Annotated in this window: 31 protein-coding genes; 16 read left to right on the forward strand and 15 right to left on the reverse strand. The window is 58.6% G+C overall.

Going from position 1 to position 26038, the window contains the following annotated elements; translation table 11 throughout:
- Positions 1-115: 115 nt before the first annotated feature.
- From ACOERD_RS00590 to aspS, 4 genes are all read left to right on the forward strand, one after another.
- On the forward strand, positions 116-1243 hold the full coding sequence (locus tag ACOERD_RS00590; protein WP_419737683.1) for an aminodeoxychorismate synthase component I: 1128 nt from the start codon (positions 116-118) through the stop codon (positions 1241-1243).
- Complete coding sequence (locus ACOERD_RS00595) at positions 1198-1842, forward strand: aminotransferase class IV family protein (protein WP_170680404.1); 645 nt, start codon at positions 1198-1200, stop codon at positions 1840-1842. The genes ACOERD_RS00590 and ACOERD_RS00595 overlap by 46 nt, the downstream gene beginning before the upstream one ends.
- The gene (locus ACOERD_RS00600; RefSeq protein WP_170680406.1) at positions 1839-2510 is read left to right on the forward strand and encodes a CPBP family intramembrane glutamic endopeptidase; all 672 of its coding nucleotides are present in this window, start codon (positions 1839-1841) and stop codon (positions 2508-2510) included. Before ACOERD_RS00595 ends, ACOERD_RS00600 begins: the two co-directional genes overlap by 4 nt.
- 77 nt (positions 2511-2587) lie before the next feature.
- The gene (gene aspS / locus ACOERD_RS00605; RefSeq protein WP_419737684.1) at positions 2588-4363 is read left to right on the forward strand and encodes an aspartate--tRNA ligase; all 1776 of its coding nucleotides are present in this window, start codon (positions 2588-2590) and stop codon (positions 4361-4363) included.
- Between the two features lie 425 nt (positions 4364-4788).
- On the opposite strand, the gene ACOERD_RS00610 is transcribed toward aspS, so the two are convergent.
- Together ACOERD_RS00610 and ACOERD_RS00615 are read right to left on the reverse strand one after the other, a co-directional pair.
- Complete coding sequence (locus ACOERD_RS00610) at positions 4789-5451, reverse strand: response regulator (protein WP_419737685.1); 663 nt, start codon at positions 5449-5451, stop codon at positions 4789-4791.
- Between the two features lie 97 nt (positions 5452-5548).
- Positions 5549-7291 carry an IS1634 family transposase gene (locus ACOERD_RS00615; protein WP_419737624.1) on the reverse strand — a complete coding sequence of 581 codons (1743 nt, stop codon included), beginning with the start codon at positions 7289-7291 and terminating at the stop codon, positions 5549-5551.
- Between ACOERD_RS00615 and ACOERD_RS00620 the strand changes: the two genes are divergently transcribed.
- The gene (locus ACOERD_RS00620) at positions 7284-7454 is read left to right on the forward strand and encodes a hypothetical protein (RefSeq protein WP_419737686.1); all 171 of its coding nucleotides are present in this window, start codon (positions 7284-7286) and stop codon (positions 7452-7454) included. The two genes, ACOERD_RS00615 and ACOERD_RS00620, sit on opposite strands and share 8 nt — an antisense overlap.
- Here the strand turns inward: ACOERD_RS00620 and ACOERD_RS00625 are convergent.
- Positions 7447-8163 (reverse strand): response regulator, encoded by a 717-nt coding sequence (locus ACOERD_RS00625; protein ID WP_170460561.1) that lies wholly within the window; start codon positions 8161-8163, stop codon positions 7447-7449. The two genes, ACOERD_RS00620 and ACOERD_RS00625, sit on opposite strands and share 8 nt — an antisense overlap.
- 135 nt (positions 8164-8298) lie before the next feature.
- On the opposite strand from ACOERD_RS00625, the gene mce reads away from it, so the two are divergent.
- Together mce and ACOERD_RS00635 are read left to right on the forward strand one after the other, a co-directional pair.
- Positions 8299-8703 (forward strand): methylmalonyl-CoA epimerase, encoded by a 405-nt coding sequence (mce, locus tag ACOERD_RS00630; RefSeq protein ID WP_170374728.1) that lies wholly within the window; start codon positions 8299-8301, stop codon positions 8701-8703.
- A 21-nt stretch (positions 8704-8724) separates the two neighbouring features.
- The gene (locus ACOERD_RS00635) at positions 8725-8997 is read left to right on the forward strand and encodes a DUF1467 family protein (protein ID WP_170374730.1); all 273 of its coding nucleotides are present in this window, start codon (positions 8725-8727) and stop codon (positions 8995-8997) included.
- A gap of 2 nt (positions 8998-8999) precedes the next feature.
- Here the strand turns inward: ACOERD_RS00635 and ACOERD_RS00640 are convergent, their stop codons facing one another.
- The 3 genes from ACOERD_RS00640 to ACOERD_RS00650 form a co-directional block, all read right to left on the reverse strand.
- Positions 9000-9692, reverse strand: coding sequence for an EI24 domain-containing protein (locus tag ACOERD_RS00640; RefSeq protein WP_419737687.1), 693 nt, complete (start codon positions 9690-9692; stop codon positions 9000-9002).
- Entirely contained in the window at positions 9689-10267 is a 579-nt protein-coding gene (locus tag ACOERD_RS00645) for a nitroreductase family protein (protein ID WP_419737688.1), read from the reverse strand. The genes ACOERD_RS00640 and ACOERD_RS00645 overlap by 4 nt, the downstream gene beginning before the upstream one ends.
- 187 nt (positions 10268-10454) lie before the next feature.
- Positions 10455-10694 (reverse strand): hypothetical protein, encoded by a 240-nt coding sequence (locus ACOERD_RS00650; RefSeq protein ID WP_170460576.1) that lies wholly within the window; start codon positions 10692-10694, stop codon positions 10455-10457.
- A 120-nt stretch (positions 10695-10814) separates the two neighbouring features.
- Between ACOERD_RS00650 and ACOERD_RS00655 the strand changes: the two genes are divergently transcribed.
- From ACOERD_RS00655 to ACOERD_RS00675, 5 genes are all read left to right on the forward strand, one after another.
- Complete coding sequence (locus tag ACOERD_RS00655; protein WP_419737689.1) at positions 10815-10952, forward strand: hypothetical protein; 138 nt, start codon at positions 10815-10817, stop codon at positions 10950-10952.
- 69 nt (positions 10953-11021) lie between these two features.
- Entirely contained in the window at positions 11022-11516 is a 495-nt protein-coding gene (locus tag ACOERD_RS00660; protein ID WP_419737690.1) for a M48 family metallopeptidase, read from the forward strand.
- Positions 11513-11881: a YigZ family protein gene (locus tag ACOERD_RS00665; RefSeq protein ID WP_419737691.1), complete on the forward strand. Its 369-nt coding sequence runs from the start codon at positions 11513-11515 to the stop codon at positions 11879-11881. The genes ACOERD_RS00660 and ACOERD_RS00665 overlap by 4 nt, the downstream gene beginning before the upstream one ends.
- Positions 11882-11949: 68 nt before the next feature.
- Positions 11950-12201, forward strand: coding sequence for a DUF6455 family protein (locus tag ACOERD_RS00670; RefSeq protein WP_170492215.1), 252 nt, complete (start codon positions 11950-11952; stop codon positions 12199-12201).
- A gap of 14 nt (positions 12202-12215) precedes the next feature.
- A complete protein-coding gene (locus ACOERD_RS00675; protein WP_170468240.1) occupies positions 12216-12485 on the forward strand; it encodes a DUF6455 family protein in 270 nt (89 codons plus the stop codon).
- A 23-nt stretch (positions 12486-12508) separates the two neighbouring features.
- Here the strand turns inward: ACOERD_RS00675 and ACOERD_RS00680 are convergent, their stop codons facing one another.
- Together ACOERD_RS00680 and ACOERD_RS00685 are read right to left on the reverse strand one after the other, a co-directional pair.
- Positions 12509-12751: a CDGSH iron-sulfur domain-containing protein gene (locus ACOERD_RS00680; RefSeq protein ID WP_170689272.1), complete on the reverse strand. Its 243-nt coding sequence runs from the start codon at positions 12749-12751 to the stop codon at positions 12509-12511.
- A gap of 284 nt (positions 12752-13035) precedes the next feature.
- Positions 13036-14217, reverse strand: coding sequence for an ISNCY family transposase (locus ACOERD_RS00685; protein ID WP_419737600.1), 1182 nt, complete (start codon positions 14215-14217; stop codon positions 13036-13038).
- A gap of 66 nt (positions 14218-14283) precedes the next feature.
- On the opposite strand from ACOERD_RS00685, the gene ACOERD_RS00690 reads away from it, so the two are divergent.
- Both ACOERD_RS00690 and ACOERD_RS00695 read left to right on the forward strand, forming a co-directional pair.
- The gene (locus ACOERD_RS00690) at positions 14284-14571 is read left to right on the forward strand and encodes a hypothetical protein (RefSeq protein WP_419737692.1); all 288 of its coding nucleotides are present in this window, start codon (positions 14284-14286) and stop codon (positions 14569-14571) included.
- 76 nt (positions 14572-14647) lie between these two features.
- Positions 14648-15067, forward strand: a complete 420-nt coding sequence (locus tag ACOERD_RS00695) for a diacylglycerol kinase (protein WP_419737693.1) — start codon at positions 14648-14650, stop codon at positions 15065-15067.
- A 36-nt stretch (positions 15068-15103) separates the two neighbouring features.
- Here ACOERD_RS00695 and ACOERD_RS00700 read toward each other — a convergent pair whose 3' ends face one another.
- Together ACOERD_RS00700 and rimO are read right to left on the reverse strand one after the other, a co-directional pair.
- The gene (locus ACOERD_RS00700) at positions 15104-15373 is read right to left on the reverse strand and encodes a hypothetical protein (RefSeq protein ID WP_419737694.1); all 270 of its coding nucleotides are present in this window, start codon (positions 15371-15373) and stop codon (positions 15104-15106) included.
- Between the two features lie 172 nt (positions 15374-15545).
- Positions 15546-16709 (reverse strand): 30S ribosomal protein S12 methylthiotransferase RimO, encoded by a 1164-nt coding sequence (gene rimO / locus ACOERD_RS00705; RefSeq protein WP_419737695.1) that lies wholly within the window; start codon positions 16707-16709, stop codon positions 15546-15548.
- Between rimO and ACOERD_RS00710 the strand changes: the two genes are divergently transcribed.
- A complete protein-coding gene (locus tag ACOERD_RS00710; RefSeq protein ID WP_419737624.1) occupies positions 16702-18444 on the forward strand; it encodes an IS1634 family transposase in 1743 nt (580 codons plus the stop codon). The genes rimO and ACOERD_RS00710 overlap by 8 nt on opposite strands.
- 6 nt (positions 18445-18450) lie before the next feature.
- On the opposite strand, the gene ACOERD_RS00715 is transcribed toward ACOERD_RS00710, so the two are convergent.
- Positions 18451-19179, reverse strand: coding sequence for a radical SAM protein (locus ACOERD_RS00715; RefSeq protein WP_419737696.1), 729 nt, complete (start codon positions 19177-19179; stop codon positions 18451-18453).
- A 97-nt stretch (positions 19180-19276) separates the two neighbouring features.
- Here ACOERD_RS00715 and ACOERD_RS00720 point away from each other — a divergent pair, with 97 nt between their 5' ends.
- On the forward strand, positions 19277-21223 hold the full coding sequence (locus ACOERD_RS00720; RefSeq protein WP_419737697.1) for an AsmA family protein: 1947 nt from the start codon (positions 19277-19279) through the stop codon (positions 21221-21223).
- Positions 21224-21251: 28 nt separating this feature from the next.
- Here the strand turns inward: ACOERD_RS00720 and ACOERD_RS00725 are convergent, their stop codons facing one another.
- Genes ACOERD_RS00725 through ACOERD_RS00740 form a run of 4 tightly spaced genes read right to left on the reverse strand, consistent with a single transcriptional unit; the run spans position 21252 to position 25808 of the window.
- Positions 21252-22748, reverse strand: coding sequence for a phosphomannomutase/phosphoglucomutase (locus ACOERD_RS00725; RefSeq protein WP_419737698.1), 1497 nt, complete (start codon positions 22746-22748; stop codon positions 21252-21254).
- 15 nt (positions 22749-22763) lie between these two features.
- Positions 22764-23597, reverse strand: a complete 834-nt coding sequence (gene kdsA, locus ACOERD_RS00730; protein WP_170689277.1) for a 3-deoxy-8-phosphooctulonate synthase — start codon at positions 23595-23597, stop codon at positions 22764-22766.
- Positions 23598-23602: 5 nt separating this feature from the next.
- Positions 23603-25171 (reverse strand): capsule biosynthesis protein, encoded by a 1569-nt coding sequence (locus tag ACOERD_RS00735; RefSeq protein ID WP_419737699.1) that lies wholly within the window; start codon positions 25169-25171, stop codon positions 23603-23605.
- Complete coding sequence (locus ACOERD_RS00740) at positions 25149-25808, reverse strand: ABC transporter ATP-binding protein (RefSeq protein ID WP_419737700.1); 660 nt, start codon at positions 25806-25808, stop codon at positions 25149-25151. The genes ACOERD_RS00735 and ACOERD_RS00740 overlap by 23 nt, the downstream gene beginning before the upstream one ends.
- Between the last annotated feature and the right edge of the window lie 230 nt (positions 25809-26038).

Consider the following 26038-nt stretch of genomic DNA (forward strand, 5'->3'; position numbering starts at 1 on the left):
TTATAGGGACCGCGCGAAAAGGTGCAAGAGGTATCGGGAACAGAGGTGAAATTGCCGCTTTCCCCCCTTTCCCTTGGCAGAGTATTCTCTATATCGCGCATCACGGCTTATGAGGATGCACTTGCGTATTCGTTTTGATCAGGGACCTGCCGGTCCGGGAACCCGGTTCGACCGGCCATCCCACATCATCCGGGCGGATGCCGCGGACGAGGTGCCACAGGCGTTGGCGGCCCTCGACAACGCGCGCGCGGCGGGCAGCTGGCTGGCGGGCTACGCCAGTTATGAACTGGGCTATGTGCTGGAACCTAAACTGCTTGGACTGCTGCCGAATGACCGCAAACTGCCGCTGCTGTGTTTCGGCGTCTATGACGCACCGGATCAAAGCGCGCTACCCAAAGCCGATGGCGGCGTATCCACGTTTCAGCCGCGTTGGGATGAGACCCGCTACAGTCAGGCCTTCAGGGCAGTGCATGATGCCATCGGGGCAGGGGATATCTATCAGGCGAACCTGACCTTCCCGATTGATCTGACGGTCGATGGAGAAAGCGCGGCGCTCTACGCGGCGCTGACATCCGGCCAACCGGTCGGCCATGGAGCGCTGGTTCAACAGGACGGTCTGCCGGACCTTCTTAGTCGCTCGCCCGAGCTTTTCTTCCGCACGGATGAAACCGGTCGAATCGAAACGCGGCCTATGAAGGGCACCCAACCGCGTTGCGAGGACATGGCCGAGGACGCCCGCCGTCGCAACTTCCTGTCCTGGGATGAGAAGAACCGAGCCGAGAACCTGATGATCGTTGACCTGCTGCGCAATGATATCAGCCGCGTGGCGCTCCCCGGTTCTGTTCATGTGCCCGAGTTGTTCAAGGTCGAAACCTATGCCACGGTGCATCAGATGGTCTCGCTGGTGCGGGCGCAGCTGCAGGTCGGGGCCGGGCTGTCCGACATCATCACGGCTCTGTTCCCTTGTGGTTCCATCACCGGCGCGCCCAAGATCCGTGCGATGGAGATCCTGTCCGAGCTGGAGCCCTGGGCGCGTGATATCTATTGCGGAACCATCGGCTGGGCCGCGCCGGATGGCCGGTCGGAATTCAACGTCGCCATCCGCACACTGATGTTGGACGATGGAAACGCCACCCTGAATGTCGGCGGCGGCGTGGTTTGGGACAGCACAGCCCCATCTGAATACGAGGAGGCCCTATGGAAAGCCCGCTTCGCCCACCAGTTGAGCCTGATTTCCGCCTAATCGAAACCCTTGGCTTTCAACCCGATCAGGGCTTCGTGCGGCGTGATCGGCACCTTGACCGCATGGCGCGCACGGCAAAGGACTTGGCGCTGTCCTTCGACCGCAATGCGGCGCTTGCGATATTTTCCGGCGTTACCAGCGATGCCCCCTTGCGGTGTCGGTTGACCATGGATGTCCACGGAGGCTTTGACCTGACCGCGGCCGCGTTAGCTGGCAACCCTGAGATCTGGCGGTTGGGGATTTCTCAGACCCGGCTGAACTCGGACGACATATGGTTGCAGCACAAAACCACGCGCCGCGTGGTTTATGATACTGCCCGAGCCTCCCTGCCGGATGGCATTGACGAGCTGCTGTTCTTCAACGAGCGGGAAGAGCTGTGCGAAGGAACCATCACCAATCTGTTCATTGAAAGGCCGGACGGGCGCAGGCTTACGCCTCCTGTGTCCTGCGGTCTTTTGCCGGGCATTCTGCGCGAACAGCTTTTGGAGGAGGGTTGGGCCGAGGCCGTTCTAACCATGAATGATCTGAGTTCCGCCAAGGCGATTTATATGGGCAACTCTCTGCGCGGTCTAATCCCCGCAAATATGGTGGCGCTATGAGCAACGACAGCGCATTGGACCACCGCCCGGTGGCGATTGGGCGTCTGCGGCTTGAATTCGGTGCGTTCTTTGTTGCGGTCCCTCTGCTGATTGCAGTCCTGTTTCCGCCCAACTGGATGTTCCCGGCCTTGTTCGCATTCACTGGACTGGGCATTGTCCTCTTGCATGCCACACCAGGCTTCCAATGGGCCGAACTTCGCTACAATTGGGCAAACTGGTCGGTCCGCGAACTGGCCGCTTTCACGGCTGCTACAGCACTGTTCTGCACGGCGCTGATCTACCTAACCCGCCCGGACGCCGCCTTTTTCCTTTTGATGCACCGGCCCGAGATGCTGGCGTTTATCTGGGTCGGCTATCCGCTACTGTCTGCGCTACCGCAAGAGCTGTTGTTCCGCCCGCTGTTTTACCGCCGCTACCATGGGATCCTACCTGACGGCCACAAGGCCGACCTCCTGAACGCGGCCATCTTTTCCTTCGCCCATCTGATGTACTGGAGCTGGATCGTCGCCGTCATGACTTTTGTTGGCGGCCTGCTGTTTAGCTGGGCCTATCGCAAACGAGGGTCCTTCTTCTACGCGGTGTTGTTGCACGCGATTGCGGGGAATATCATTTTTGCCGTGGGCCTGGGCGTGTATTTCTATTCCGGCAACGTTCAAAGGCCGTTTTGACGGCGCGACCCGCCTTGACTTTCCAAGCCTGACAGGGTGTATCGGCGCGACGAATTCTGCGCCCGAAGGGATATTCCATGCACGCCTATCGCAGCCACACCTGCGCCGCTCTGACCGCCGCCAATGTCGGTGAAACCGTCCGCCTGTCCGGTTGGGTGCATCGGGTCCGAGATCATGGCGGCGTGCTGTTCATCGACCTGCGCGACCATTTCGGTGTGACACAAGTTCTCTGCGATGGCGACAGCGCGGCTTTTGCCGAGCTTGAAAAAGTGCGCTCGGAATGGTGTATCCGCATCGACGGTACCGTCAAAGCGCGTGACGCCGATCTGGTGAACCCGAAACTGCCCACCGGTGAGATCGAGGTTTACGTGCGTGAGCTTGAGGTTCTGGGGGCCGCCGATGAGCTGCCCCTGATGGTATTCGGCGATCAGGAATACCCTGAGGAAACCCGCCTGCGCTATCGCTATCTGGACCTGCGCCGCGAGGCGATGCAGCAGAACATGACCTTGCGGTCGGATGTGGTGGCCTCGATGCGGCGCCGCATGTGGGATCAGGGCTTCCGTGAATATCAGACACCGATCATCACCGCCTCGTCGCCTGAGGGCGCGCGTGACTTTCTGGTGCCCTCGCGTCTGCATCCGGGCAAATTCTACGCGTTGCCTCAGGCGCCTCAGCAGTTCAAACAGCTGATCATGGTGTCGGGCTTCGACAGGTATTTCCAGATCGCGCCGTGCTTCCGCGACGAAGACCCACGCGCTGATCGCTCGCCCACCGATTTCTACCAGCTCGACCTCGAGATGTCCTTTGTTGAACAGCAGGACGTGTTCGACACGATCCAGCCCGTTCTGACTGGCGTGTTCGAGGAGTTCGGTGGCGGCCGTAAGGTGGATCAGGACTGGCCGCAGATTTCCTATAAGGATGCGGCCCTGTGGTACGGTAGCGACAAGCCCGATCTGAGGAACCCTATTAAAATGCAAGTGGTCTCCGACCACTTCCGCGGGTCTGGCTTTGCGATTTTCGCGAAGCTGTTGGAGCAGGACGGCACTGAAATCCGCGCCATCCCAGCGCCGACGGGCGGTAGCCGCAAGTTCTGTGACCGTATGAACGCCTTTGCGCAGAAAGAGGGTCTGCCGGGGATGGGTTACATCTTCTGGCGCGATCAGGGCGAAGGGATGGAGGCCGCTGGCCCGCTTGCCAAGAACATCGGTCCCGAGCGCACCGAGGCGATCCGTCAGCAACTGGGTCTGGGCGTCGGCGATGCCGCGTTCTTCCTGGGTGGTAAGCCGAAGGCCTTTGAAAAGGTCGCGGGCAAGGCGCGCGATGTGATTGGCGATGAGTTGGGCCTGACCGAGAAAGATCGTTTTGCCTTTGCCTGGATTGTGGATTTCCCGATCTACGAGCAGGACGAGGAAACCGGCGCGATCGACTTTGAACACAACCCGTTCTCAATGCCGCAGGGCGGTATGGAGGCGCTGAACGGCGATCCTCTGGACGTGCGCGGCTATCAGTACGATCTTGCTTGTAACGGGTATGAGCTGGTCTCGGGCGCGATCCGGAACCACAAACCGGAAATCATGCTGAAAGCTTTTGAGCTGGCAGGCTATGGTGAGGACGAAGTGAAATCCCGCTTTGGTGCCCTGTTCAACGCGTTCCACTACGGCGCGCCGCCACACGGTGGTTGTGCTGCGGGCATCGACCGGATCGTGATGCTGCTGGCGGATGAAGCCAACATTCGCGAGGTCATGATGTTCCCGATGAACCAACGCGCCGAAGATTTGATGATGGATGCGCCATCCGATCCAAGCTCGGATCAATTGATGGAGCTGGGGCTTCGTATCATCCCGCAGGACTAGACAACAACCGCCCGCTTCAAGCGGGCGGTTTGCTTTTGAGGGGGCGAAACCAAGCAATTACTGCGTATCACCTGATCGGGCCGATCACTGGAGGCGAGAATGCGTGTGTATTTCCGTTTTGTCTCGCCACCTCAATCCCAGGATATGCCTGTGACGTTCTCGGGACGGTGGTGCCGCTCAATGCTTCAAGCAAACCTGAACTAGATCGCTTCGGGTTAAAACTGTGAAACGAATACCCTGCCACGCTTTCAGCGTTCTCGGGACATTCGTGTCACTTGATGATTCAGGTGAAACGCGAAACGCTTTAGTCCAGAGGATTGGCCACCCCGATCCGTTTCGTGCGGATGGCTCGAGCCGAGCTGCGGGCTTGTAGGTATATCCACAGACACAACAAAGATGCGGTGATGAAATAGGCGGTGATCAATTCAGATAGCCTCTTTCTGCTGCAATCTGTCTTGAACGATCCCGGCAACTTGCGCGGCGCGGGCCGTGATCGGCGTACCCTCGGATCGCGATGCGGCAAGGTCCTTTGCGGCCTTGATCAGGACCAGATCATTGGCCTCACGCGCGACGCTGCCGAGAAACTGGGCTGCATAGTCCAGCGTGCGGTGATCATTCGGACCGGCCAGCACGTCGGCGATATGGGCCATATCATCCTGATAGGCGAGGGGGTCGGGGTGGATCTGCTCATCCCGGACCGCGTGCAGCTCGCTGGGGCGGCGGTCTTCGGGCAGCAGTTCGAGAATGGTTCTTTGAAAGAAGGCCATGGATTTGATTGGCTTGTCCAGAAATCCATCTGCACCAGCCTGCATCGCCTGTTCGCGGGTGCAGTCATCGCCGGACATGCCCAGGATTACGCCGATCCGAGGGGTGGCCTGCGTCAGTTCGGCAATCAGATCGGCGCCCGAGCCATCCGGCAGCCCCATATCCACGACGATGATCGAGGGGCGATAGATCTGCAGGTGACGCCGTGCCGATTTCAGGCAATCGGCACGCCGGATCCGCGCGCCGCTATGCAGGCACATCAGGCGGATCACGTCGCAAGAGTATCGACTGTCTTCGACAACCAGAATCCTGACTTCCGACATTTTTTCGTATAAGTCATTGATATTATTATGCCTTGGTTGCCAAAAGGCACTACACGGACTTTTTTCGCCAGCGATTGTTTCGGAGTGTTGAGGGAGCTCAGGCTTTGGTCTGGCCAGTTTTTCGGGTGCGCCCGGGGGGTATCTTGAAAGGGGCTTCGTTCCAGGTCAGGCCGACGCAGGTGAGGATGCGTCTGGCATCGACCGTGGCATGGCTTGGCATGCCGTAGCGGTCAGGGGTGCCTTTGTGGCGCAGGATCGAGAGCTGCAATGCGTTCAACTCGTTGCGGATACGAGCCGGGCTCATCGGGTGTCCGAGCAGGTCCAGATGCTTGCGCAGGTGCTGCAGGCAGCAGAAGGCCATGTAGCAGATGGCGATATGGGCCCGGACCCGACGCGGCGACCAGTGATAGATGGGCCGGATTTTCAGATCGTGCTTGTTGGTGCGGAAGCAGGCTTCGATCTCCCACAACTGGTGATAGCGGGCAATGACGTCCTGTGCCTCCAGTTCGTCCGCACCATGAACAACAATGGCATGCAGCCCGTCCCATTGTGCCGCTGCCTTGATCTTTGCATCATCCAGCGTGACGTCCCCGCTGTCGGGGAAGGCCAGGAAGCGGCCATATCCCCGGCTGCTGAAGCTGCCGGGTTTGCGAGAGCGCTTGAGCTTCTTGTGCAGCTTTTCGATTGCCTTGTCGCGCTTGTGGGCATCATTGCGTGCCCGGGTGGGTGACCAGGTCACAATGACCCGCGCTCCCTCCTGGTCGATCACCTTGTACCAGCCCTTCTCGGTTGCCTCTTCAGAACCGTGTCCAGCCCAAGGCTGGCGTCCCTCCGGGCTCAAAATGTTCGCCTTCACGGCGGCCGGGGCGGACTTCATGCGATAGCCGAGGATGTAGGGCAGACCCTTGTTCTGCAACATCTGCTGGTTGTCCTTGCTGAGCATGGCGGCATCGGCCACGAACGTGACCCTGGCCACGTCGAAGCGTCCCTCCAACGCCTTCAGCGCAGCTTCCAGCGTATGACCTTCCCAGGTGTTTCCCGGGAAGAGTTCATAGCCCACAGGCAGCCCATCGGAGGTGACGATCAGCGCCAGCATGACCTGAGCGCGGTGATGCTTGCCATCCTTGCTGAAGCCCTTGGCCAGAAGATGATCCTGCTCGACCCCGTCCGCATCCTCGGCCGGGTCCTCGCGCTCGGTGTCAAAGGCCAGGGTCGTGCAATCGTAGAACAGCACGGTCACTGGCCCGCCCAGCAACTTCTCTGCCGCCGCGTGAGAGGTTTTGCAAATCCCGTCTATCACCGGCGTATTGATGTAATCCATGCTCCGATAGACCACGTCCAGATTGAGCGTGATGCCTGCCTGGTTCTCCAACGCCTCCACGGTCGCGCGCTTGCTCTCGGGCTGTGCGATCCGCGCCATAACCAGCTCTTTCACAATGCGATTGGCACTTTTACGCGCCGCCCCCAGAAGGGCCCCCCAACCCAGTTGGTCATACATCGTCCCCATGACATCCCGCAGACCCAGAGAGACCCGCGCCTCCTCACGGCACTCGGCAAGATCAACGCCAAGCTTGTCCGGCCGCGGAGCGCGGCGCACCAGCGCCTGCAGATCGGCATATTCCGTGGGCGTGAACAGTTCCATTTGCGGCGAGCGATCAATGCGTAATTGCTCCATCAAGCGGCCCGCCAGACGCTTGATATCCTCAATCTCGCTGTCGTTATGGGCCACACCCACATGGCGCAGGATCTTCTGGCGTACCTTGGAGCCGGTGCGGACGGATTCAACGATCTGGATCCGTGTGCGGTTGAGCTTTGCGTCATGTTTGGTGCGGATGAACATGGGCGAAGAGGTTAGCCATCTGAAGGCCCATGTCAATACTTTTTATAATAATGGGGCACTACAACGCGCCTCTGAGCAACCACACCTGAAAACAAACCAAAAACCCAGTCAGATCAACAAAAAGGTCGGAAGTCAGGAAATAGGCGGTGATCAATTCAGATAGCCTCTTTCTGCTGCAATCTGTCTTGAACGATCCCGGCAACTTGCGCGGCGCGGGCCGTGATCGGCGTACCCTCGGATCGCGATGCGGCAAGGTCCTTTGCGGCCTTGATCAGGACCAGATCATTGGCCTCACGCGCGACGCTGCCGAGAAACTGGGCTGCATAGTCCAGCGTGCGGTGATCATTCGGACCGGCCAGCACGTCGGCGATATGGGCCATATCATCCTGATAGGCGAGGGGGTCGGGGTGGATCTGCTCATCCCGGACCGCGTGCAGCTCGCTGGGGCGGCGGTCTTCGGGCAGCAGTTCGAGAATGGTTCTTTGAAAGAAGGCCATGGATTTGATTGGCTTGTCCAGAAATCCATCTGCACCAGCCTGCATCGCCTGTTCGCGGGTGCAGTCATCGCCGGACATGCCCAGGATTACGCCGATCCGAGGGGTGGCCTGCGTCAGTTCGGCAATCAGATCGGCGCCCGAGCCATCCGGCAGCCCCATATCCACGACGATGATCGAGGGGCGATAGATCTGCAGGTGACGCCGTGCCGATTTCAGGCAATCGGCACGCCGGATCCGCGCGCCGCTATGCAGGCACATCAGGCGGATCACGTCGCAAGAGTATCGACTGTCTTCGACAACCAGAATGGTCTGTCCCCGCAAAGGCCGGGTCGCGGTGGGTGTGGCAATGGTGGTCAATGGTCCCGAATCGTCCATGGCAGCTCTCCTATCCAGCAGATGCCTCACGCTAGGAACTTCTGGCTAACACAGGGTTAACGGGCAATTTGGCGCACTTGTTCTTTGACCGGGCAGCCCCCATAACCCAAGCAACGCAGGACAGAGGAGACTATCATGATTGGACGCCTGAACCACGTCGCCATCGCCGTTCCGGACCTTGAGGCCGCATCGGATCAATACCGCAATGCGCTGGGGGCCAAGGTGGGCGCGCCTCAGGATGAACCCGATCATGGTGTGACGGTTGTCTTCATCGAACTGCCCAACACGAAGATCGAGCTTCTGTACCCGCTGGGTGATGACAGCCCGATCAACGGGTTTCTGGAAAAGAACCCCGCTGGAGGCATCCACCACGTTTGTTATGAGGTCGACGATATCATCGCCGCGCGTGACCACCTGAAGGAAACCGGCGCGCGCGTGCTAGGCTCCGGCGAGCCCAAGATCGGTGCCCATGGCAAACCGGTGCTGTTCCTTCACCCCAAAGATTTCAACGGTTGCCTTGTCGAGTTGGAACAGGTGTAACGCCAGCCCGGAGGGCCTGACATGACTATCACTGCCGCTTTGGTTCTGTTTGCCGTTATCTGGTTCATGACGCTGCTGATCGTTTTGCCTATTCGTATCAAGACGCAGGGCGATCTGGGGGATATCGTTCCGGGCACCCACGCGGGTGCGCCGGAAGAGCATCACATGAAAAAGAAGATGTGGATCACCACCGGTATCTCGATCGTTCTTTGGGCGATCATTGCCGGGATCATTCTGTCGGGCGCGATTTCGGTGCGCGACTTCGACTGGTTGAACCAGTTGGAGCCGCGCTAACCTCAGGTGTCCGAAAGCTTGTGGTAGATATGGGTGAACGTGGCCGCCCCGAGGATCGGGATCACCAGGTTCACCAATGGAACGGAGAGCGGGATCGCCATCAGCGTTCCTGCAGCCCAGATTGTGGTGACGTGTTTGGCGCGTAGCTTGCGTGCCCCGTCACGGCCCAAACGGCGCATCGCTGCCAGCGTAAAGTACTCTCTACCCAGCAGAAACCCGTTCATCGCCCAGAAAATGAAGGGCGCGAAGGGTGGGAAGATCGCGTAGAGGATCAGCGCCAAAATATTAGCCAGGATCAGAACGCCCAAAAAGCCCAACCCATCCATGACAGCCTCGGATACCGGTATCCTTGGGGCTTTGGGCAGGGTTGGATAATGCTTGTCCTCGACGGCCTGCGCCACGTCTTCGAGAAAGATCGAGGTGATGGCCGAGGCGACCGGCACCATTAAGAACACCGGCAACACCAGCACCAGAAAAATGCCCGAGTAATTCAGCACGTCGTTCAACCAGGAAACCGTGCCAACAAATGGCAGTGAAATCTCGTTGCCGGATAGCGAATTGATGAACCAGATCGCGCCTGCGCAGGCAAGGATCAGCAAAAGAACCGTCAGCCCGATGCCCCGAAACAGGACAGAGCGGAATTTTGGGTCTCCGATCTGACCCAGCGCTGCAAAAAACGCGTTGAGGATGATCATTCCGCGACCCATTCCGTCAGGGCGGCAACATCAGGCCGTGGGCGCTCGGGCGGGGCGCTGCCTTCGGTGGCTATGTGAATCAGGCCTGCGACGCTTTCATTGTCGGCCAGCCCAAATGCCTTCTGACAGAAGGTACGGTCATGGGTCTGCCAACCGGACAGCCAGTTGGCCCCCCATCCGGCGGCCAATGCCGCGTTCAACAGCGCCAGACAGACCGCGCCCGCCGAATAGGTCTGTTCGATGGCGGGGATTTTCTCGGACGGCTTCTGAACCTCAATCACGGCCACGGCCAGATGTCCCAAATCGAACTGGCTGCGCGCCTTTGCGATGTCTTCGGGGCTTTTGCCCAAAGCGATGCCGCATTCCTCGGTCAGGCTAGCCAGGCGCACCATGGCGCCTTTTTCCAGCACGATGAACCGCCAAGGCTCAAGCTTGCCATGATCAGGGCTGCGTGCGGCTGCGGTCAGCAGCGGAACCAACTCATCCCGCGTCGGAGCCGGCGCGATCAGCGTTTTCGCCGGACGAGAACGGCGCACCTGCAGAAATTCCAGCGCGGCGGGGTTTTTCAGCGACATATGTTAACTTCCTTTACATCAGCGGTTTGTAATTTGGTTGCCACGGCTTGGGTTTCAAGGGGCAGGTCAAGTTCGCTGGGTCTTTTCTGGCCGGACGGTGGGGCCTACGGAAAAGGGGTTTGAATGGCTACATTTGGGATATCTAAGGCATGGGTGTGTCGCCGTCCATGCGCGCTCTTTGAGGGCCTTAATCCTGCGTTTCGCGAATTTGATAGACGCCTTCGGGCAGATCCAGCGCGGCTGCCAGATCACGTACCTGTTCAGGCGACAGTGTTATTTTCTGGACCTCACCGGTGCGGGGATCGAATTGCTCCAACGTTACACATTCCGCGAAGCTGTTGATGACAACGTCCTCGTTCAAAGGCTTGTCGCCTTCATCCACCAGAGTAATCACCGTCGAGTCGAATTCATGCTCAATCGAAAACATGAGTTCAGAGTGCGCGCGACCGCCTCGCAATGCAAGTCGTTTGGGCGCGATCCGGGTATGGTCGTGTCGTCACGCGCGCGCTATGTTCCCCTTAAGGCCTGACCGCTTGAAGGAAACGTGATGCGTCGACTCATTCTTCTGGTGATTGCACTGTTTCTGGCGGCATGCAGCGCAGAAACCCTGCGTGAGCAATCCGTCGCCGAGTGGGAGGCCTCGGACGCGCCCGTGACGGTTGAGACCTTCCGTGAGGTGAGCTAGGCAATCGGTGACGAAGCACGCGCGCAGTGTCTGCGCGCCTCCAGGGGCCAGAACTGCGACTTCCGGATTTTGGTAGACTTGAATCCCAAGGCTCCGGCCAATGCGTTTCAGACACTGGACGACAAAAAGCAGCCGGTTATCATTTTTACCCGCTCGATGATTCAATCTGCCCAGAACGCGGATGAGCTGGCCTTTGTCATGGGCCATGAGGCGGCGCATCACGTTCTGAGTCATATCGCCCGCCAAAGCGAAAACGCTAGCGCCAGTGCCGCGAAATTCGGAGATCTTGCGCGGCTGCGTGGCGGCACCGATGCAGAGATTGAAGAGGCGCAGAAACTGGGCGCCAAAGTGGGCGTGCAGGCCTATGTCCAGACCTTCGAGCTTGAGGCCGATCAACTGGGTACCATCATTACCTATAATGCCGGTTATAACCCTCTGGTCGGTGCCAAGTATTTCGACCGCATTCCGGATCCCGCGGACAAGTTCCTCAGCACACATCCGCCCAACGCGCAGCGCGTGCAGATCGTTCAGGAAACGGCCCGGCAGCTTGGATTGACCCAATGACGGGCGTGTTTCGGATGGGGGTCGTCCTGACGGATCGGGGCTCGAAATACGCGGTCTCGGGCGCGCATGTCGAATCGCGGGCCGAGATTGATGCGGTGCTGGACGCGCTGCGTTCGGACAAAAGCTATGCCAAGGCCACGCATAATACATGGGCGGCGGTTTTGTCGACCGGCGGGTTGAAGGCGAACGATGGCGAAAGCGGCGCTGGCATGGTGATCCTGCGTATGTTGGAGCGTGAAGGCCTGCGCAATCATGTGATCATCGTCACCCGCTGGTATGGCGGCAAGAAACTGGGCGGAGACCGCTTTCGTCGCGTTCAGGACGCCACGCGCGCCTATCTGGATCGGATCAGCGCCCCGACTTGACCTGAATCAAAGTCCTTTGGCCCATGCTTGCTACCCTGTTTACCAGCGCGACAGGGAAAGGACGCAACATGCCCAGCCTGAAATCACTGCGATTGCATGCCGGTTTGGTGGACGACATGGCAAACATGCTGGATGTCGATCTAGAGGAAGCCACTATCCGAGGCGATGTGTCCATGGACCAGCTTTCAGAGGCGGTACTGCGCTGCACCGATTGCCCCAATCCTGACAATTGCCAAACGCTGCTGGCTCAAGCGTCGTCTCTAAGCCGGACCCCTGAATACTGCCGCAACAAAGACTTGCTGCATAAACTGATGCCCTAGCGCGGGTTAGTAGGATGCCGCATCTGGGAAACATCATGACCCACTTCCGTCTGGTCCTGCGCATGGGGCAGACAACCGGCGCAGACCTTGTTCATGCGCATCGGTCCGGCAAGCTTAGCCAAGAGGAATGGGCCGAGATGATCCAGTTCTGCCGGGGGTGCTCATCTGCGCAGGATTGCCCCGAATGGATGGATCGGCAGGCCGCGGGCACAGACGCACCGCAGACCTGTCCGAATCGGGCGAAATTTGCCGCGCTCAAGGCCGCGCAAACAGAACAGGCCTGAAGTCTCAGGACCTGAAATGCCTTTCAGAGCTTGGAATGCGACCCGTCGCACAGGGGTTGCTTGGACGTATGTTTACACCCACAGAAGAACACCTTTTTGCTGGCCTCAGCGGTGTATTTGACTGGCTCGAACGTGCTGCCTTTGTGGGAGCCATCGCAGAAAGGTTGCCGCTTAGACTGGCCGCAGGAGCACCAGAAATAGCTTTTCCCTTCTTCGACCTCGACGGGAATGGGCGAGTCTTGGGCGATGATCGGGGATTGAGACATTTGGCTACTCCGTCCTTTGGCTGATGTCTGAAAAAAGTCTAGGGTTATGTTTCGAAAAAGGTAGCCTGTCTTGGCGAGTAAGTCGCAAATTGCCGGTCATGCTGGCATGGAATCGCTGCGTTTCACGGTTTTGTGATTGATTCTGTGTCGAGAACATTCTGAATTGTCCGGTGTAGGTAACATGCGATCTGTCCGGTTCAGTTGATTGCGCGGTGGCCCAATTCGGAGGGAGCCGTAGGCGACCGTAGATTTGGGCCACCGCGTTCGCGCCACGTCGAAGCGGGTCACGCGACTTTGTGTTTGCTATCCTCCTGTGTGATGGGTGATCCGTCAGGCTGGTAGCGGCCAATGCATCTCGGGCCGTGGAAGATGACCAGTTGACCATCGGGGTATTCGTGGACCCTGACCTTCGCCTTGACGAAATGATGACGGTGCCTGTCTGCCGCGATCTGCATGACCAGGCCCTTGTAGCGCACCGTATTGTCGTTGCCGACGACGCGGTCTTCCTGCACACACAGGGTGTCGCGCACATTGCCTGTAAACGGCACGAAGGCCGAGGTCGTATCCTCCGGCTCCCTTGCAAACAGGGCATTGTGTTCGGGAAGATAGACCTCTTTCAGGAACTGATTGGCCTCTTCAATGGTTGTGATCCCATGGGACCGCAGTTCCTGCGGCAATCGGTTCTGGAACGTGCCAAACATGCGTTCAGACCGTCCACGGGCCTGCGGTGAATAGGCCGGGATCAGCTCAATGCCGAGTTGCTGCAAGGCGCGCCCGACCTGGGTCAGATTGTCCTTGTCCACTTTGCCGCCCGCTTCGGGCGTATGCCAGTAATGAGAGCCCCGATCGGCATAGAGCGAGCAAAACAGACCTTGCGCCTCGATCACCTCTGTCAGCCCCTGAAAACTGCTCATCGTCCCTTCTTCCTCGACAAAGAATGCCGAATAAACCCGGTTGGTGGCATCGTCCATGGTGACGATCAGATCCCACCACTGACCCGGAACCCATTCATGGCTGGAGCCGTCCTGATGCAACATCATGCCAACCATCGGACGGCGGGGCCGCTTGCGCCGATGGGCACCTCGTCGGGGTGCTGCCTGAACCCGGCCGTGGCGCTGCAGTGTAAGCCGCACCCAGTTGTAGCTCTGTGTGAAACCATGGTGGGCCACCAGCTTCTCGTGGAAATGCTTCGGCGTGTAATCCCAGTACTTGGTATCAAACAGTTCAAGCATCTCCATGACCTTATCCGTGGCAACACGATTGTTGGCCAGTTTGCCAAGCCGACGGTCGTACAGACCTTCTGCACCATCCGCCTCAAATCGATCCTCCCAACGCCTGACGGTGCGCACGGATACACCCAGTATCTCAGCCGCCTGTTCTTGCGTCAGCTTGTTCGCGCTTCGCCGCGAATACACATCTTCAAACTTCATCAGTCGAACTTCCTGTAACACTTCTGCTCGGTTCATAACGCCTCCTCTCAGAGACAGAATAGAACCGGACAGATCGCATGTTACATACACCGGACATATCGCGTGTTAGCGACAATTCTGTTGCCAGATTGCTTGTCAGCCCGTATTCTGGTCGTGGCCCCGAAAATTGGGCAATATCAGCAAAGTAATAAAGGAATGATGGACATGAAACTGAAGTTTGCCGCCGTTGGTGCGTTTGCTCTGATCCTGACTGCTTGTGCGCAGCAGGAAGAACCGACCCCAGTATACGTTCAGCCGAGCTATGATAAAGCTGGCACACCAAGCTGCCCGGGCGGGTATCAGCTGGCAACAACCGAAGCAGGCCAGACTGTCTGTGACCCGATACAATAAAGGTTTTGCAGGCGGCCCCAATGCGGGCCGTCTGCACATCAAACGAAGTGGATGCCGCCCTTGGGGCGGTTTTTTCTTGCCCATTGCACTGCGCTTGCCAACCCTTCAGAACGGCACGAAAGCAATCGCCCGAGGACCCATGCTCAATTTCTTTTCCCGCCTAAAGGACCGCACCAAATGGAGCTGGCAAGGATTGGTCGCCACCTGGCGGGATGAGTATTCTTTTCGCGTCTGGGGCTATGCCAACCTGATCTCGGCGGTGCTTGCTGTGTGGCTGCCGATCAGCGGGGCCGAGCGTGCGTTGATCCTTGTCATGGGTGTTCTGGTGCTTGTGGCCGAGCTATTCAATACGGCCATCGAACGCGCGGTTGATTATACGTCGACCGACCATCACCCGCTGGCGGGGCAGGCCAAAGATGCTGCGAGCGCGGCCGTTGCATTGACCGCGATTGCCGCCGGGATTGCCTGGGCGGTGGCGCTGATTGGCCTGATCTAGACCGGGTTACGTTGTGCTCGAAACGCTGTAGAGCGTTCAGCGAAACTTGCGATGTATCTTGTGACGCAGACCAAATGATCCGTGTTTCAGATGCCGCGGCTTGTGATGCTTGAGAACCAGTTTACGATGCGGATGCAGGACACGCTTGGCCGGTTTGACCTTGTGTTTGATAACCGGAGCCACCTGATGCCGGTGTACAAAATGCTTGCTGCGCTTGTGAATCACCAGCTTGTTGCCACCGACTGACAAGATCTTGACCGCTCCGCCATGCACGTGCTGCGCCGCCGCCGGCGGCGCCAGCATCATGGCTGCCACCGCCATCATTTTGAAATGCGATGAAATTGTCGGAAACCGAAACATGAAACCCTCCAACCAGTGTCGAGTTAAGCATCGCGGCTTTGTCGGGCAAGCGCCAATAAACTCGGCTCACGCTTGCCTCAACTGATTTGTAGATTTCAGATCATAGGGTTAAGGGTGTTCAAACCCGTTTGCCCCACAAGTCATACTCACCCGCTTCGTCGACCTCGACCATAACGAGGTCACCGGGTTTGAGGGTTTTGAAACCATCATCAATGAACAGGTTGCCGTCAATCTCGGGCGCGTCGGCCTTGGTTCTGCAGGTGGCGGCCTCGTCGTCGACCTCATCCACGATGACCTGAAGGGTCTGACCGACCTTGGCTTCCAATTTGGCCTCAGAGATCGCCTGCGCTTTCTCCATGAAACGGTCCCATCGGTCCTGCTTGACCTCGGGGGCTACATGATCGGGCAGATCGTTCGAGCGCGCGCCATCGACGTTTTCGTACTGAAAACAACCAACACGATCCAATTGCGCCTCGTCCATCCAGTCCAGCAGGGTCTGGAATTCGGCCTCGGTCTCGCCCGGATATCCAACAATGAAGGTCGAGCGCAGAGTGATGTCCGGGCAGATCTCGCGCCAGGCCTTGATCTCATCGAGTGTTTTGGCGGCTGCCGCCGGACGGGCCATGCGCTTGAGCACGTCCGGGTGGGCGTGTTGAAAGGGGATATCCAGATAGGGCAGCACATTGCAGCCCGCATCCGCCATCAGCGGGATCAACTCACGTACATGCGGGTAGGGGTAGACATAGTGCAGCCGGACCCAGGCATCGAGCTGCCCCAATTCGCGCGCCAGATCGGTAATGTGGCTACGCACCTCGCGATCTTTCCACGGGTTCACATCGTATTTCCGGTCCAACCCATAGGCCGAGGTATCCTGACTGATCACCAGCAACTCGCGCACGCCGTTTTCGACCAGCTTTTCAGCCTCCCGCAGCACCGCATGGGCCGGACGGCTGGCAAGCTTGCCGCGCATGTCGGGGATGATGCAGAACTTGCACTTGTGGTTACAGCCCTCAGAAATCTTGAGATAGCTATAGTGCCGCGGTGTCAGCTGCACCGAGCTGGCTGGCAACAGGTCCACGAACGGGTCCGGATCGGGCGGCACCGCCACATGTACCGCGTCCAGAACTTGCTCGTATTCCTGACTTCCGACCTTTTTGTTGATCTGACTGGGTTTTTGGTTTGTTTTCAGGTGTGGTTGCTCAGAGGCGCGTTGTAGTGCCCCATTATTATAAAAAGTATTGACATGGGCCTTCAGATGGCTAACCTCTTCGCCCATGTTCATCCGCACCAAACATGACGCAAAGCTCAACCGCACACGGATCCAGATCGTTGAATCCGTCCGCACCGGCTCCAAGGTACGCCAGAAGATCCTGCGCCATGTGGGTGTGGCCCATAACGACAGCGAGATTGAGGATATCAAGCGTCTGGCGGGCCGCTTGATGGAGCAATTACGCATTGATCGCTCGCCGCAAATGGAACTGTTCACGCCCACGGAATATGCCGATCTGCAGGCGCTGGTGCGCCGCGCTCCGCGGCCGGACAAGCTTGGCGTTGATCTTGCCGAGTGCCGTGAGGAGGCGCGGGTCTCTCTGGGTCTGCGGGATGTCATGGGGACGATGTATGACCAACTGGGTTGGGGGGCCCTTCTGGGGGCGGCGCGTAAAAGTGCCAATCGCATTGTGAAAGAGCTGGTTATGGCGCGGATCGCACAGCCCGAGAGCAAGCGCGCGACCGTGGAGGCGTTGGAGAACCAGGCAGGCATCACGCTCAATCTGGACGTGGTCTATCGGAGCATGGATTACATCAATACGCCGGTGATAGACGGGATTTGCAAAACCTCTCACGCGGCGGCAGAGAAGTTGCTGGGCGGGCCAGTGACCGTGCTGTTCTACGATTGCACGACCCTGGCCTTTGACACCGAGCGCGAGGACCCGGCCGAGGATGCGGACGGGGTCGAGCAGGATCATCTTCTGGCCAAGGGCTTCAGCAAGGATGGCAAGCATCACCGCGCTCAGGTCATGCTGGCGCTGATCGTCACCTCCGATGGGCTGCCTGTGGGCTATGAACTCTTCCCGGGAAACACCTGGGAAGGTCATACGCTGGAAGCTGCGCTGAAGGCGTTGGAGGGACGCTTCGACGTGGCCAGGGTCACGTTCGTGGCCGATGCCGCCATGCTCAGCAAGGACAACCAGCAGATGTTGCAGAACAAGGGTCTGCCCTACATCCTCGGCTATCGCATGAAGTCCGCCCCGGCCGCCGTGAAGGCGAACATTTTGAGCCCGGAGGGACGCCAGCCTTGGGCTGGACACGGTTCTGAAGAGGCAACCGAGAAGGGCTGGTACAAGGTGATCGACCAGGAGGGAGCGCGGGTCATTGTGACCTGGTCACCCACCCGGGCACGCAATGATGCCCACAAGCGCGACAAGGCAATCGAAAAGCTGCACAAGAAGCTCAAGCGCTCTCGCAAACCCGGCAGCTTCAGCAGCCGGGGATATGGCCGCTTCCTGGCCTTCCCCGACAGCGGGGACGTCACGCTGGATGATGCAAAGATCAAGGCAGCGGCACAATGGGACGGGCTGCATGCCATTGTTGTTCATGGTGCGGACGAACTGGAGGCACAGGACGTCATTGCCCGCTATCACCAGTTGTGGGAGATCGAAGCCTGCTTCCGCACCAACAAGCACGATCTGAAAATCCGGCCCATCTATCACTGGTCGCCGCGTCGGGTCCGGGCCCATATCGCCATCTGCTACATGGCCTTCTGCTGCCTGCAGCACCTGCGCAAGCATCTGGACCTGCTCGGACACCCGATGAGCCCGGCTCGTATCCGCAACGAGTTGAACGCATTGCAGCTCTCGATCCTGCGCCACAAAGGCACCCCTGACCGCTACGGCATGCCAAGCCATGCCACGGTCGATGCCAGACGCATCCTCACCTGCGTCGGCCTGACCTGGAACGAAGCCCCTTTCAAGATACCCCCCGGGCGCACCCGAAAAACTGGCCAGACCAAAGCCTGAGCTCCCTCAACACTCCGAAACAATCGCTGGCGAAAAAAGTCCGTGTAGTGCCTTTTGGCAACCAAGGCATAATAATATCAATGACTTATACGAAAAAATGTCGGAAGTCAGGAGCAACTCGCGCACGCCGTTTTCGACCAGCTTTTCAGCCTCCCGCAGCACCGCATGGGCCGGACGGCTGGCAAGCTTGCCGCGCATGTCGGGGATGATGCAGAACTTGCACTTGTGGTTACAGCCCTCAGAAATCTTGAGATAGCTATAGTGCCGCGGTGTCAGCTGCACCGAGCTGGCTGGCAACAGGTCCACGAACGGGTCCGGATCGGGCGGCACCGCCACATGTACCGCGTCCAGAACTTGCTCGTATTGATGCGGGCCTGTGACGGCCATGATGCGCGGGTGGTGTTCCCGGATATAGTCCGGCTCTGCCCCCAAGCATCCGGTCACGATAACCTTGCCGTTTTCGACCAGTGCCTCGCCGATGGCGTCCAGAGATTCGGCCTTGGCGCTGTCCAGAAACTCGCAAGTGTTCACAATCACGGCATCGGCCCCGGAATAATCGGGCGAAATGCCGTACCCTTCGGCGCGCAGCCGGGTCAGGATGCGCTCGCTGTCTACCAGCGCTTTGGGGCAGCCCAATGAGACCATACCAATGGTCGGCTGGCCTGAACGCGGCGTATCGGTGATCCGGGCAGACGGGGCTAGGTCGGGGCGGAGGTTTGGCGGATTGCTACTCATGTGGCCGCATATAGTTTGGATTGGTTCCCCTTGCAAATGCGGCCGTGGGTTTGAATGATACCCCAAACACAAGCCAAAAAAGGCGGAGAGCAGTTAGATGAAATGGCTGATACGTATCCTGTTCATCTTGGTGGCCGTTGTGGGCCTTGTCGTGGGCGCGCTTTTGTTGATGCCCGGCGACAAGCTGGGGGCGCTTCTGGCCGAACAGGTCAAGGCGGAAACGGGGCGTGACCTGACCTTCTCGGGCGATGTTTCGATCTCATTCTGGCCAGTTCTGGGCCTTGAAACTGGGCCAGTCACCTTCGGCAATGCTGATTGGGCGGGGTCTGAGCCGATGCTGAGCGCTGAAAGCCTGTCATTCGGTGTGGATGCGGCGGCGCTGTGGGGCGGCGAGATCCGGATCAAACGGGTCTTTGCTAACAGCCCTGTTCTGCGGCTGGAATACGCCAACGGCCGGGGCAATTGGGAACTGACCGCACCCACCTCTGCAGCCAGCACCGGCGGAGGAACAGCGCCCGCGCCTCAGGCGACGCAACCGATCACACTCGACCGACTGGAACTGAGTAACGCGCGCCTGATCTTTATCGAAAACGGAGCGACCAAGTGGAATTTCCGGGACGTCAGCCTCTCGGCGCAATGGCCGGATGTCTCGGCCCCGATGATCATGGAGGCCAATATGGCCGTGCCCGGTGGCTCTGTTCAGGTGAATCTGAAACTGCCTGATCTTCCAGCCTTTGCCTCGGGCGGCGCGGCACCTCTAGAGCTTTCGATGACAGCACCGGGCGGGCGTATCGCCTTCAACGGGCGCGCCACTATCGAAGGAGAGATGGACGGCATGACCGAGGTCAAGACCAGCAATACCGACGCCATGCTGGCCGCGTTCGGGCAGGCGGGCGTGGCGGTGCCCAATGGTCTTGGGCGCGTGGCAGATGTGTCGGGGCAGATGACCTACACTCGAGACGGTCGCATCTCTTTGCGAGACATGACCGCCGTGTTGGATCACAACCGGTTCGATGGCGAGGCCGATATTGTGATTTCAGACCCTCCGCAGATCACAGCCCGGTTGCGGGCCGGGGATCTGAATTTTTCAACCTTCGCAGACACCGTCGAAACAGGCTCCGGGGGCACTGGGGCGTCTGCCAGTGACGGGTGGTCGACGACGCCCATCGACGCATCGGCGCTGGGCTTGGCAAACGGTTCGATTCGACTCACCGCGTCCTCCATCGCCGTGCCGGACATGACGCTTGGACAAAGCGACCTGACGCTCATCCTCGACCGATCGCGTGCGGTTCTGAAAATGCAACCCGCGACCCTGTTTTCCGGGAAATTGAACGGGCAAGTGGTGGCCAACAATCGCAACGGCCTGTCCGTCGGTGGAAATTTCAAAGCTCAAGGGGTTGATGTGCAGCAGGCGCTGTCGACGCTCGGAGGAGTTGAAAGGCTGACAGGTACTGCCTCGGCCTCGCTGGAGTTTCTGGGCGTGGGACAGACAGAGGATGCGATCATGCGGTCGCTGTCTGGAAAGGGCGATATTGCGGTCGGGAAAGGCGTGATCTCCGGCTTCGACCTGAACCGGCTGATGGGGCGCGGCGAAGGGTCCGGAGGGACCACGGTGTTCAACAGCCTGACGGCCAGTTTCACGATGGATGGCGGCAATCTGACGAATAACGACCTGCTCATGTCGCTGGATAATTTCAGGGCGGATGGCGCGGGGCGCGTTGGGATCGGTGCGCGCGATATCGACTATCTGTTCACGCCGGTCGCATTGCGCGCCAATTCAGGCGAAGGGATCGCTGTGCCTGTGCGTATTGTCGGTCCGTGGAGTGACCCTTCGATCCGTCCGGACCTGACAAAGGTCATCGAGGCAGCGGCGGAAGGAAAGCTGAAAGATCTGGAAAACGACGCTAAATCCAAGGTTCTGGAAAAGGTCGGATCAGAGCTGGACACGACCATCACAGACACTGATCAAATCGAAGATGTGCTGAAGGACAAGCTAGAGGAAGAAGCCAAGAAAGGCTTGCTCAAGCTGTTCGGAGGGGATTGATCGGGGCGCACATCGGCGCCCCTTTCATTTAGATTGTTTGGTCGTAGTCGCCGACGCCGGGCTCGGTCCGGATCACAGCGTCGATATCGGCAAAAATCGCCCGCATCTCTGCTTCGCTTTCGCTGCTTTCGCAGACGACCACCAGATTTGGGGTGTTTGACGAGGCTCGCACTAGGCCCCAGCTGCCATTGTCCAAAATGACGCGCGCGCCGTTGACGGTGACGACCTCTTTGATCGCGCGTCCGGCAAAGCTATCGCCGACGTCGGCCTTGGCAACCAGCTTGTCCACCAGACGCTGAAGGATATCGTATTTCTCGGTATCCGCCGCGTAGGGCGACATGGTCGGGGTGGACCATGTCTTGGGCAGAGCTTTGCGCAAATCGGACATGCTCTGATCCGGGTTGCGGTCCATCAATTTGCAGATTTCCACCGCCACGCGCATCCCGCAGTCATATCCGCGCCCAACAGGTTCGGCGAGGAAGTAGTGACCGGATTTCTCAAACCCTGCGAGGGCTCCGATCTCTTTGACCCGACGTTTCATATGGCTGTGGCCGGTTTTCCAATAGTCCGCCTTGACGCCAAGGGCCTGAAGTTCCGGGTCGCTGGCGAACAGGCCAGTGGATTTCACGTCGGCCACGAAGGTCGCGCCGGGATGCAGCTTGGCCAGATCGCGGGCCATGATGACACCGACTTTGTCGGCGAAGATCTCTTCGCCCTCGTCATCGACCACACCGCAGCGATCGCCGTCACCGTCAAATCCCAAGGCCAGATCGGCACCGCTGGATTTCACCGCATCCGCCATGTCATGCAACATCTCCATGGCTTCGGGGTTCGGGTTGTAGTTCGGGAATGTGTAGTCGAGTTCGTTGTGGCTGGGCACAACCTCAACACCGATCCGCTCAAAAATCTCGGGTGCAAATGCCGAGGCAGTGCCATTACCCGTGGCGCAAACCACCTTAAGCGGGCGGGACATTTTGAAATCACCGACCAGATCGTCGATATAGGCTTCTTTAACGCCATCGACGAATTCATACGAGCCGCCCTCACGCGCCACCGTCTTGCCATCCAGCACGATGTCGCGCAGTTCGGACATCTCGTCCGGGCCGTGGGTCAGCGGGCGGTCGAAACCCATTTTAACCCCGGTCCAGCCGTTGGGGTTGTGGCTGGCGGTAACCATCGCCACCGCCGGAACATCCAGATGGAACTGCGCGAAATAGGCCATCGGGCTGAGGGCAGGGCCGATGTCCTTCACCTGAATACCGGCTTGCATCAGGCCAAGGATCAACGCGTTCTTGATGGCCAGAGAATAGTCGCGATAGTCATTGCCAACTGCAATGACCGGCGCGATGCCGCGTTTGTGCATCTGAGTACCGATCCCCAGGCCAAGGGCGGTCATGCCCGGCAGGTTGATCTCATCAGGGTATTTCCAGCGTGCATCATATTCGCGGAACCCGGTGGGTTTGATCATCGGGTCGCGCAGAAAGCTCCAGGTGTTTGGGGTCACCTCGGGAATGGGTTTGTTCATAACTGGTCTCAATCGTTAAATCTGAATCGGGTTCGCTTTGGCCAGCGCATCAAAACGCATCAATGTGTCAACAAGATGGGGCATCTGATCCAAAGGGATCATGTTGGGGCCATCAGACGGCGCTGTGTCGGGGTCCTGATGCGTTTCGATGAACACCGCTCCGATCCCCAGCGATACGGCGGCGCGCGCCATCACTGGCGCAAATTCGCGCTGCCCACCCGAGGAGCCACCCTTGCCACCGGGCTGTTGCACCGAATGGGTCGCGTCCATCACGACCGGATAGCCCGTCTTCGCCATTTGCGGCAGGCCCCGCATATCGGCCACCAGAGTATTGTACCCGAACGAGGTTCCACGTTCCGTCAGGAGGATATTCTGGTTCCCGGTGCTTTCGATCTTGTCGACGATGTTGCCCATTTCCCAGGGGGCGAGAAACTGACCTTTCTTGACGTTCACAGCCTTACCCGTTGCGCCCGCCGCCAAAAGCATATCGGTCTGGCGGCACAGAAAAGCTGGGATCTGCAGAATATCGACGGCCTCGGCCGCGATGGCGCATTGGGCTTCCGTGTGGACATCGGTCAGCACCGGAATGCCCATGGTGCTGCGGATGTCATCCAGAACCTTCAGTCCTGCATCAATCCCCATGCCGCGTTTGCCGGACAAAGAGGTTCGGTTCGCCTTGTCATAAGACGCCTTGAATACATACTGCGCGCCAGCCGCGTCGCAGGCTTCTTTCATGGCGCCCGCGATCATCTGGGCATGGTCTGCCGTCTCAAGCTGGCAGGGGCCGGCGATGATGGTAAGCGGAAGGTCGTTGCCGACCGTAAGGTCGGAGATTTTTACATGTTTCATATGTCTTACGAGGATACCTGTTCACGAAGGACCGACGCGGTAAGCGAGATCATCAGGTAGATACCAGCAAACAACAGGAAAGCCAAAATCGTATTTTCGAACTTCCTTGGATAGGTCGGATCCTGTGCCTCCACCGGGTTCACCGAAACCGTTAGGTAACGCACTTTGCGGTTCGCCTCGGACCGCGTGGTTTCCATTTGTTGCATTGCCGTTTGCAGCATCATATCGCGTGCCGCCAGATCGGCCTGCGCCATCTGGATTCGGACGCTCAACCGCGCCAGCGAGTTTTCGCCTGCGGATGCATCCAGCATTTCGGCGTTCAACTCGGCTAGGACAACCTCCAGTCGGGCGATATCGGCACTGACGCCATCGACCTTGGCTTGGTTTGGGCGACGGTTGTCTTGCAAGGCGGCCAGTTCCAGCTCTTTATCCTGAATGGCGACCTCGATCTCATTGATCCGACCGCGAAGACCGGCAATGACGTTTTCTGGGTCCAGCAAAGCACCTTGCAGCTGCAACTCGATTAGTGCCTCCTGAGCTTTGCGCCGTTCTGACTGGGCCGCCTCGAAGCCTTCGCGCGCGTCGCGCATCTGATCCTCGCGCTTAAGGCCGGACAGGCTGTTGATCCGCTCTTCCGCGTAAGAGATCAGGCGTTGCGACAGTTCGACAGCGATTTCAGGTTCGGGGGCCGCGACTTCCATCCGAACAATCCCGTCACTTGGGTCATATCCGATGGTCACCATACGTTTATACAGCTTGTGAGTGTCTTCCAGGCTGGCGTCCTGAGGCAGCCTCTGGATCGGGTCGATCCATTCCTGCTTGAAGATCTGAGAAAAGCCCATGTCCCGTTCCAACCGCTCTAATGCGTCCTTGGATTCGAGAAACTCTTGGGTGGAAACCGAGTCCTGAGCGGTTGCATATTGGGTTCCGCTCAACAGGCCGCCAATCGTTCCGCCGCCGCCGTCAGCTTGCAGGATCGAAAAGGCCGAGTCGCTGGCATACATCGGTGTCGCTTCGCGATAGAAATAGTAGCCAACCACAAAAGTGGGCAGAAAGACGAACACCGCAAGCCGTGCGAACAGCGCCGCCAGTTTCTTTTTTCGGCGGAGGGCGATGTCCTTCTGGATTTGACCGATTTCGCGATCGCGCCGCTCGGCCGGGCTCATCTCTGGTCCCGGCAGGGTCTGAGGGGCCTCGCTCACCGGTTGTGGCAACTGGACGGGTGCGGTTTCGTCACCATCCGTTTTCGCCGAAGCGTTGGCCGAGGCAAGCTCAAGCAGATTGCTGCGCCGGAATGGGTCAATGCCTTTTTTGCGTAGCAGGCGCACCGCGTCATAGTCAGAAGTCGCCGCCAGACCGTGTTTGCTGGCCAGACGCCGGGCAATACGCAATTGCCGACCGGTCAGGCCTTCGCGCTTGATATCGTCCAGTTCGGTCCCGGGCTGCGTTTCGCCGGACGAGGCCTGCGTTGCGCTGCGGATGCGCGCCATCGCGTCCGAGCGGGCCTCGGGCGAGGTGCCTGATTGCGCCTTGTGGCGCCAGTTGTATTTTCTAACCTTGGGTTTCGTAGTCATATAACTGCTTTGCCTCTTCCAAGGTTTCAAACATGCGCAGCTGGCCGTCGACCAAAACAGCCGCCTGTTTCACGAACTTCTCCAGCGTTGCGGGGCTATGCGATACGATGACCAGCGTCGTTGTGCGCAACCGTTCCTGCAGGATCGCGCCGGCCTTATGGTTGAATTCCACATCCGTAGACGCGGGCATGCCCTCATCAATCAGATACATGTCGAAGTCCAGTGCAAGCATCAGCGCAAAGGTGAATCTGGCCTTCATGCCTGACGAATAGGTGGCCATAGGCTGGTTGAAATACTCGCCGAGACCGCACAGCCAGCTGCAGTAGGCTTCGACATAGTCGGGGTCCATACCGTAGATTTTGGCGATATAGCGTGCGTTCTCCAATGCAGACATCTTCGAGGAGACACCACCGGTAAACCCCATCGGGAAAGACACCTTGCACTCACGCCGGATGACCCCTTCATCGGGCTTTTCCAAACCCGCCATCATATTGATCAGAGTGGTTTTTCCCGTCCCGTTCGGCGCAAGCACACCCAGCGACGTCCCGAGTTCGACCCGGAACGAAGCCCGGTCGAGGATCACCTTGCGGCGCGTCCCCGTCCAGAAGGATTTACTGACATTCTCGAACTCAAGCATGCTTGGCCTGCTGCTCAATCCTTTGGTTTGATCGCTCTTTTTGGTGAGCGTTTGGATGCGAATTTTATCGTCTCATGTTGGCTACATTATGTCGAATTATGAAACAAATGATCAATGCACCTTCGCAAAGTGCAGATCACATCGTGGCAAACATCGACACGAAAAGATGTTTTGGCGGCAAGTTCGAGGGTAGCTATCATCCTTTGATTCTCACAATTTCGGGGCAAGAC

The organism is Ruegeria sp., assembly GCF_965199275.1.
Lineage (GTDB): Bacteria > Pseudomonadota > Alphaproteobacteria > Rhodobacterales > Rhodobacteraceae > Ruegeria.

Excerpts from the sequence above, each read along its gene's own strand:
- ACOERD_RS00740 (WP_419737700.1), bottom strand. The coding sequence starts at position 25,808 with ATGCTTGAGTTCGAGAATGTCAGTAAATCCTTCTGGACGGGGACGCGC.
- rimO (WP_419737695.1), bottom strand. The coding sequence starts at position 16,709 with ATGAACATGGGCGAAGAGGTTAGCCATCTGAAGGCCCATGTCAATACT.
- ACOERD_RS00590 (WP_419737683.1), top strand. The coding sequence starts at position 116 with ATGCACTTGCGTATTCGTTTTGATCAGGGACCTGCCGGTCCGGGAACC.
- ACOERD_RS00685 (WP_419737600.1), bottom strand. The coding sequence starts at position 14,217 with ATGAACCGAGCAGAAGTGTTACAGGAAGTTCGACTGATGAAGTTTGAA.
- ACOERD_RS00650 (WP_170460576.1), bottom strand. The coding sequence starts at position 10,694 with ATGTTTTCGATTGAGCATGAATTCGACTCGACGGTGATTACTCTGGTG.
- ACOERD_RS00675 (WP_170468240.1), top strand. The coding sequence starts at position 12,216 with ATGCCGCATCTGGGAAACATCATGACCCACTTCCGTCTGGTCCTGCGC.
- ACOERD_RS00725 (WP_419737698.1), bottom strand. The coding sequence starts at position 22,748 with ATGAACAAACCCATTCCCGAGGTGACCCCAAACACCTGGAGCTTTCTG.
- aspS (WP_419737684.1), top strand. The coding sequence starts at position 2,588 with ATGCACGCCTATCGCAGCCACACCTGCGCCGCTCTGACCGCCGCCAAT.
- ACOERD_RS00640 (WP_419737687.1), bottom strand. The coding sequence starts at position 9,692 with ATGATCATCCTCAACGCGTTTTTTGCAGCGCTGGGTCAGATCGGAGAC.
- ACOERD_RS00715 (WP_419737696.1), bottom strand. The coding sequence starts at position 19,179 with ATGAGTAGCAATCCGCCAAACCTCCGCCCCGACCTAGCCCCGTCTGCC.
- ACOERD_RS00720 (WP_419737697.1), top strand. The coding sequence starts at position 19,277 with ATGAAATGGCTGATACGTATCCTGTTCATCTTGGTGGCCGTTGTGGGC.
- ACOERD_RS00615 (WP_419737624.1), bottom strand. The coding sequence starts at position 7,291 with ATGTTCATCCGCACCAAACATGACGCAAAGCTCAACCGCACACGGATC.
- ACOERD_RS00665 (WP_419737691.1), top strand. The coding sequence starts at position 11,513 with ATGACGGGCGTGTTTCGGATGGGGGTCGTCCTGACGGATCGGGGCTCG.
- mce (WP_170374728.1), top strand. The coding sequence starts at position 8,299 with ATGATTGGACGCCTGAACCACGTCGCCATCGCCGTTCCGGACCTTGAG.
- ACOERD_RS00655 (WP_419737689.1), top strand. The coding sequence starts at position 10,815 with ATGCGTCGACTCATTCTTCTGGTGATTGCACTGTTTCTGGCGGCATGC.
- ACOERD_RS00645 (WP_419737688.1), bottom strand. The coding sequence starts at position 10,267 with ATGTCGCTGAAAAACCCCGCCGCGCTGGAATTTCTGCAGGTGCGCCGT.
- ACOERD_RS00735 (WP_419737699.1), bottom strand. The coding sequence starts at position 25,171 with ATGACTACGAAACCCAAGGTTAGAAAATACAACTGGCGCCACAAGGCG.
- ACOERD_RS00700 (WP_419737694.1), bottom strand. The coding sequence starts at position 15,373 with ATGATGCTGGCGCCGCCGGCGGCGGCGCAGCACGTGCATGGCGGAGCG.
- ACOERD_RS00595 (WP_170680404.1), top strand. The coding sequence starts at position 1,198 with ATGGAAAGCCCGCTTCGCCCACCAGTTGAGCCTGATTTCCGCCTAATC.
- ACOERD_RS00710 (WP_419737624.1), top strand. The coding sequence starts at position 16,702 with ATGTTCATCCGCACCAAACATGACGCAAAGCTCAACCGCACACGGATC.
- ACOERD_RS00620 (WP_419737686.1), top strand. The coding sequence starts at position 7,284 with ATGAACATGGGCGAAGAGGTTAGCCATCTGAAGGCCCATGTCAATACT.
- kdsA (WP_170689277.1), bottom strand. The coding sequence starts at position 23,597 with ATGAAACATGTAAAAATCTCCGACCTTACGGTCGGCAACGACCTTCCG.
- ACOERD_RS00635 (WP_170374730.1), top strand. The coding sequence starts at position 8,725 with ATGACTATCACTGCCGCTTTGGTTCTGTTTGCCGTTATCTGGTTCATG.
- ACOERD_RS00600 (WP_170680406.1), top strand. The coding sequence starts at position 1,839 with ATGAGCAACGACAGCGCATTGGACCACCGCCCGGTGGCGATTGGGCGT.
- ACOERD_RS00680 (WP_170689272.1), bottom strand. The coding sequence starts at position 12,751 with ATGTCTCAATCCCCGATCATCGCCCAAGACTCGCCCATTCCCGTCGAG.
- ACOERD_RS00610 (WP_419737685.1), bottom strand. The coding sequence starts at position 5,451 with ATGTCGGAAGTCAGGATTCTGGTTGTCGAAGACAGTCGATACTCTTGC.
- ACOERD_RS00670 (WP_170492215.1), top strand. The coding sequence starts at position 11,950 with ATGCCCAGCCTGAAATCACTGCGATTGCATGCCGGTTTGGTGGACGAC.
- ACOERD_RS00625 (WP_170460561.1), bottom strand. The coding sequence starts at position 8,163 with ATGGACGATTCGGGACCATTGACCACCATTGCCACACCCACCGCGACC.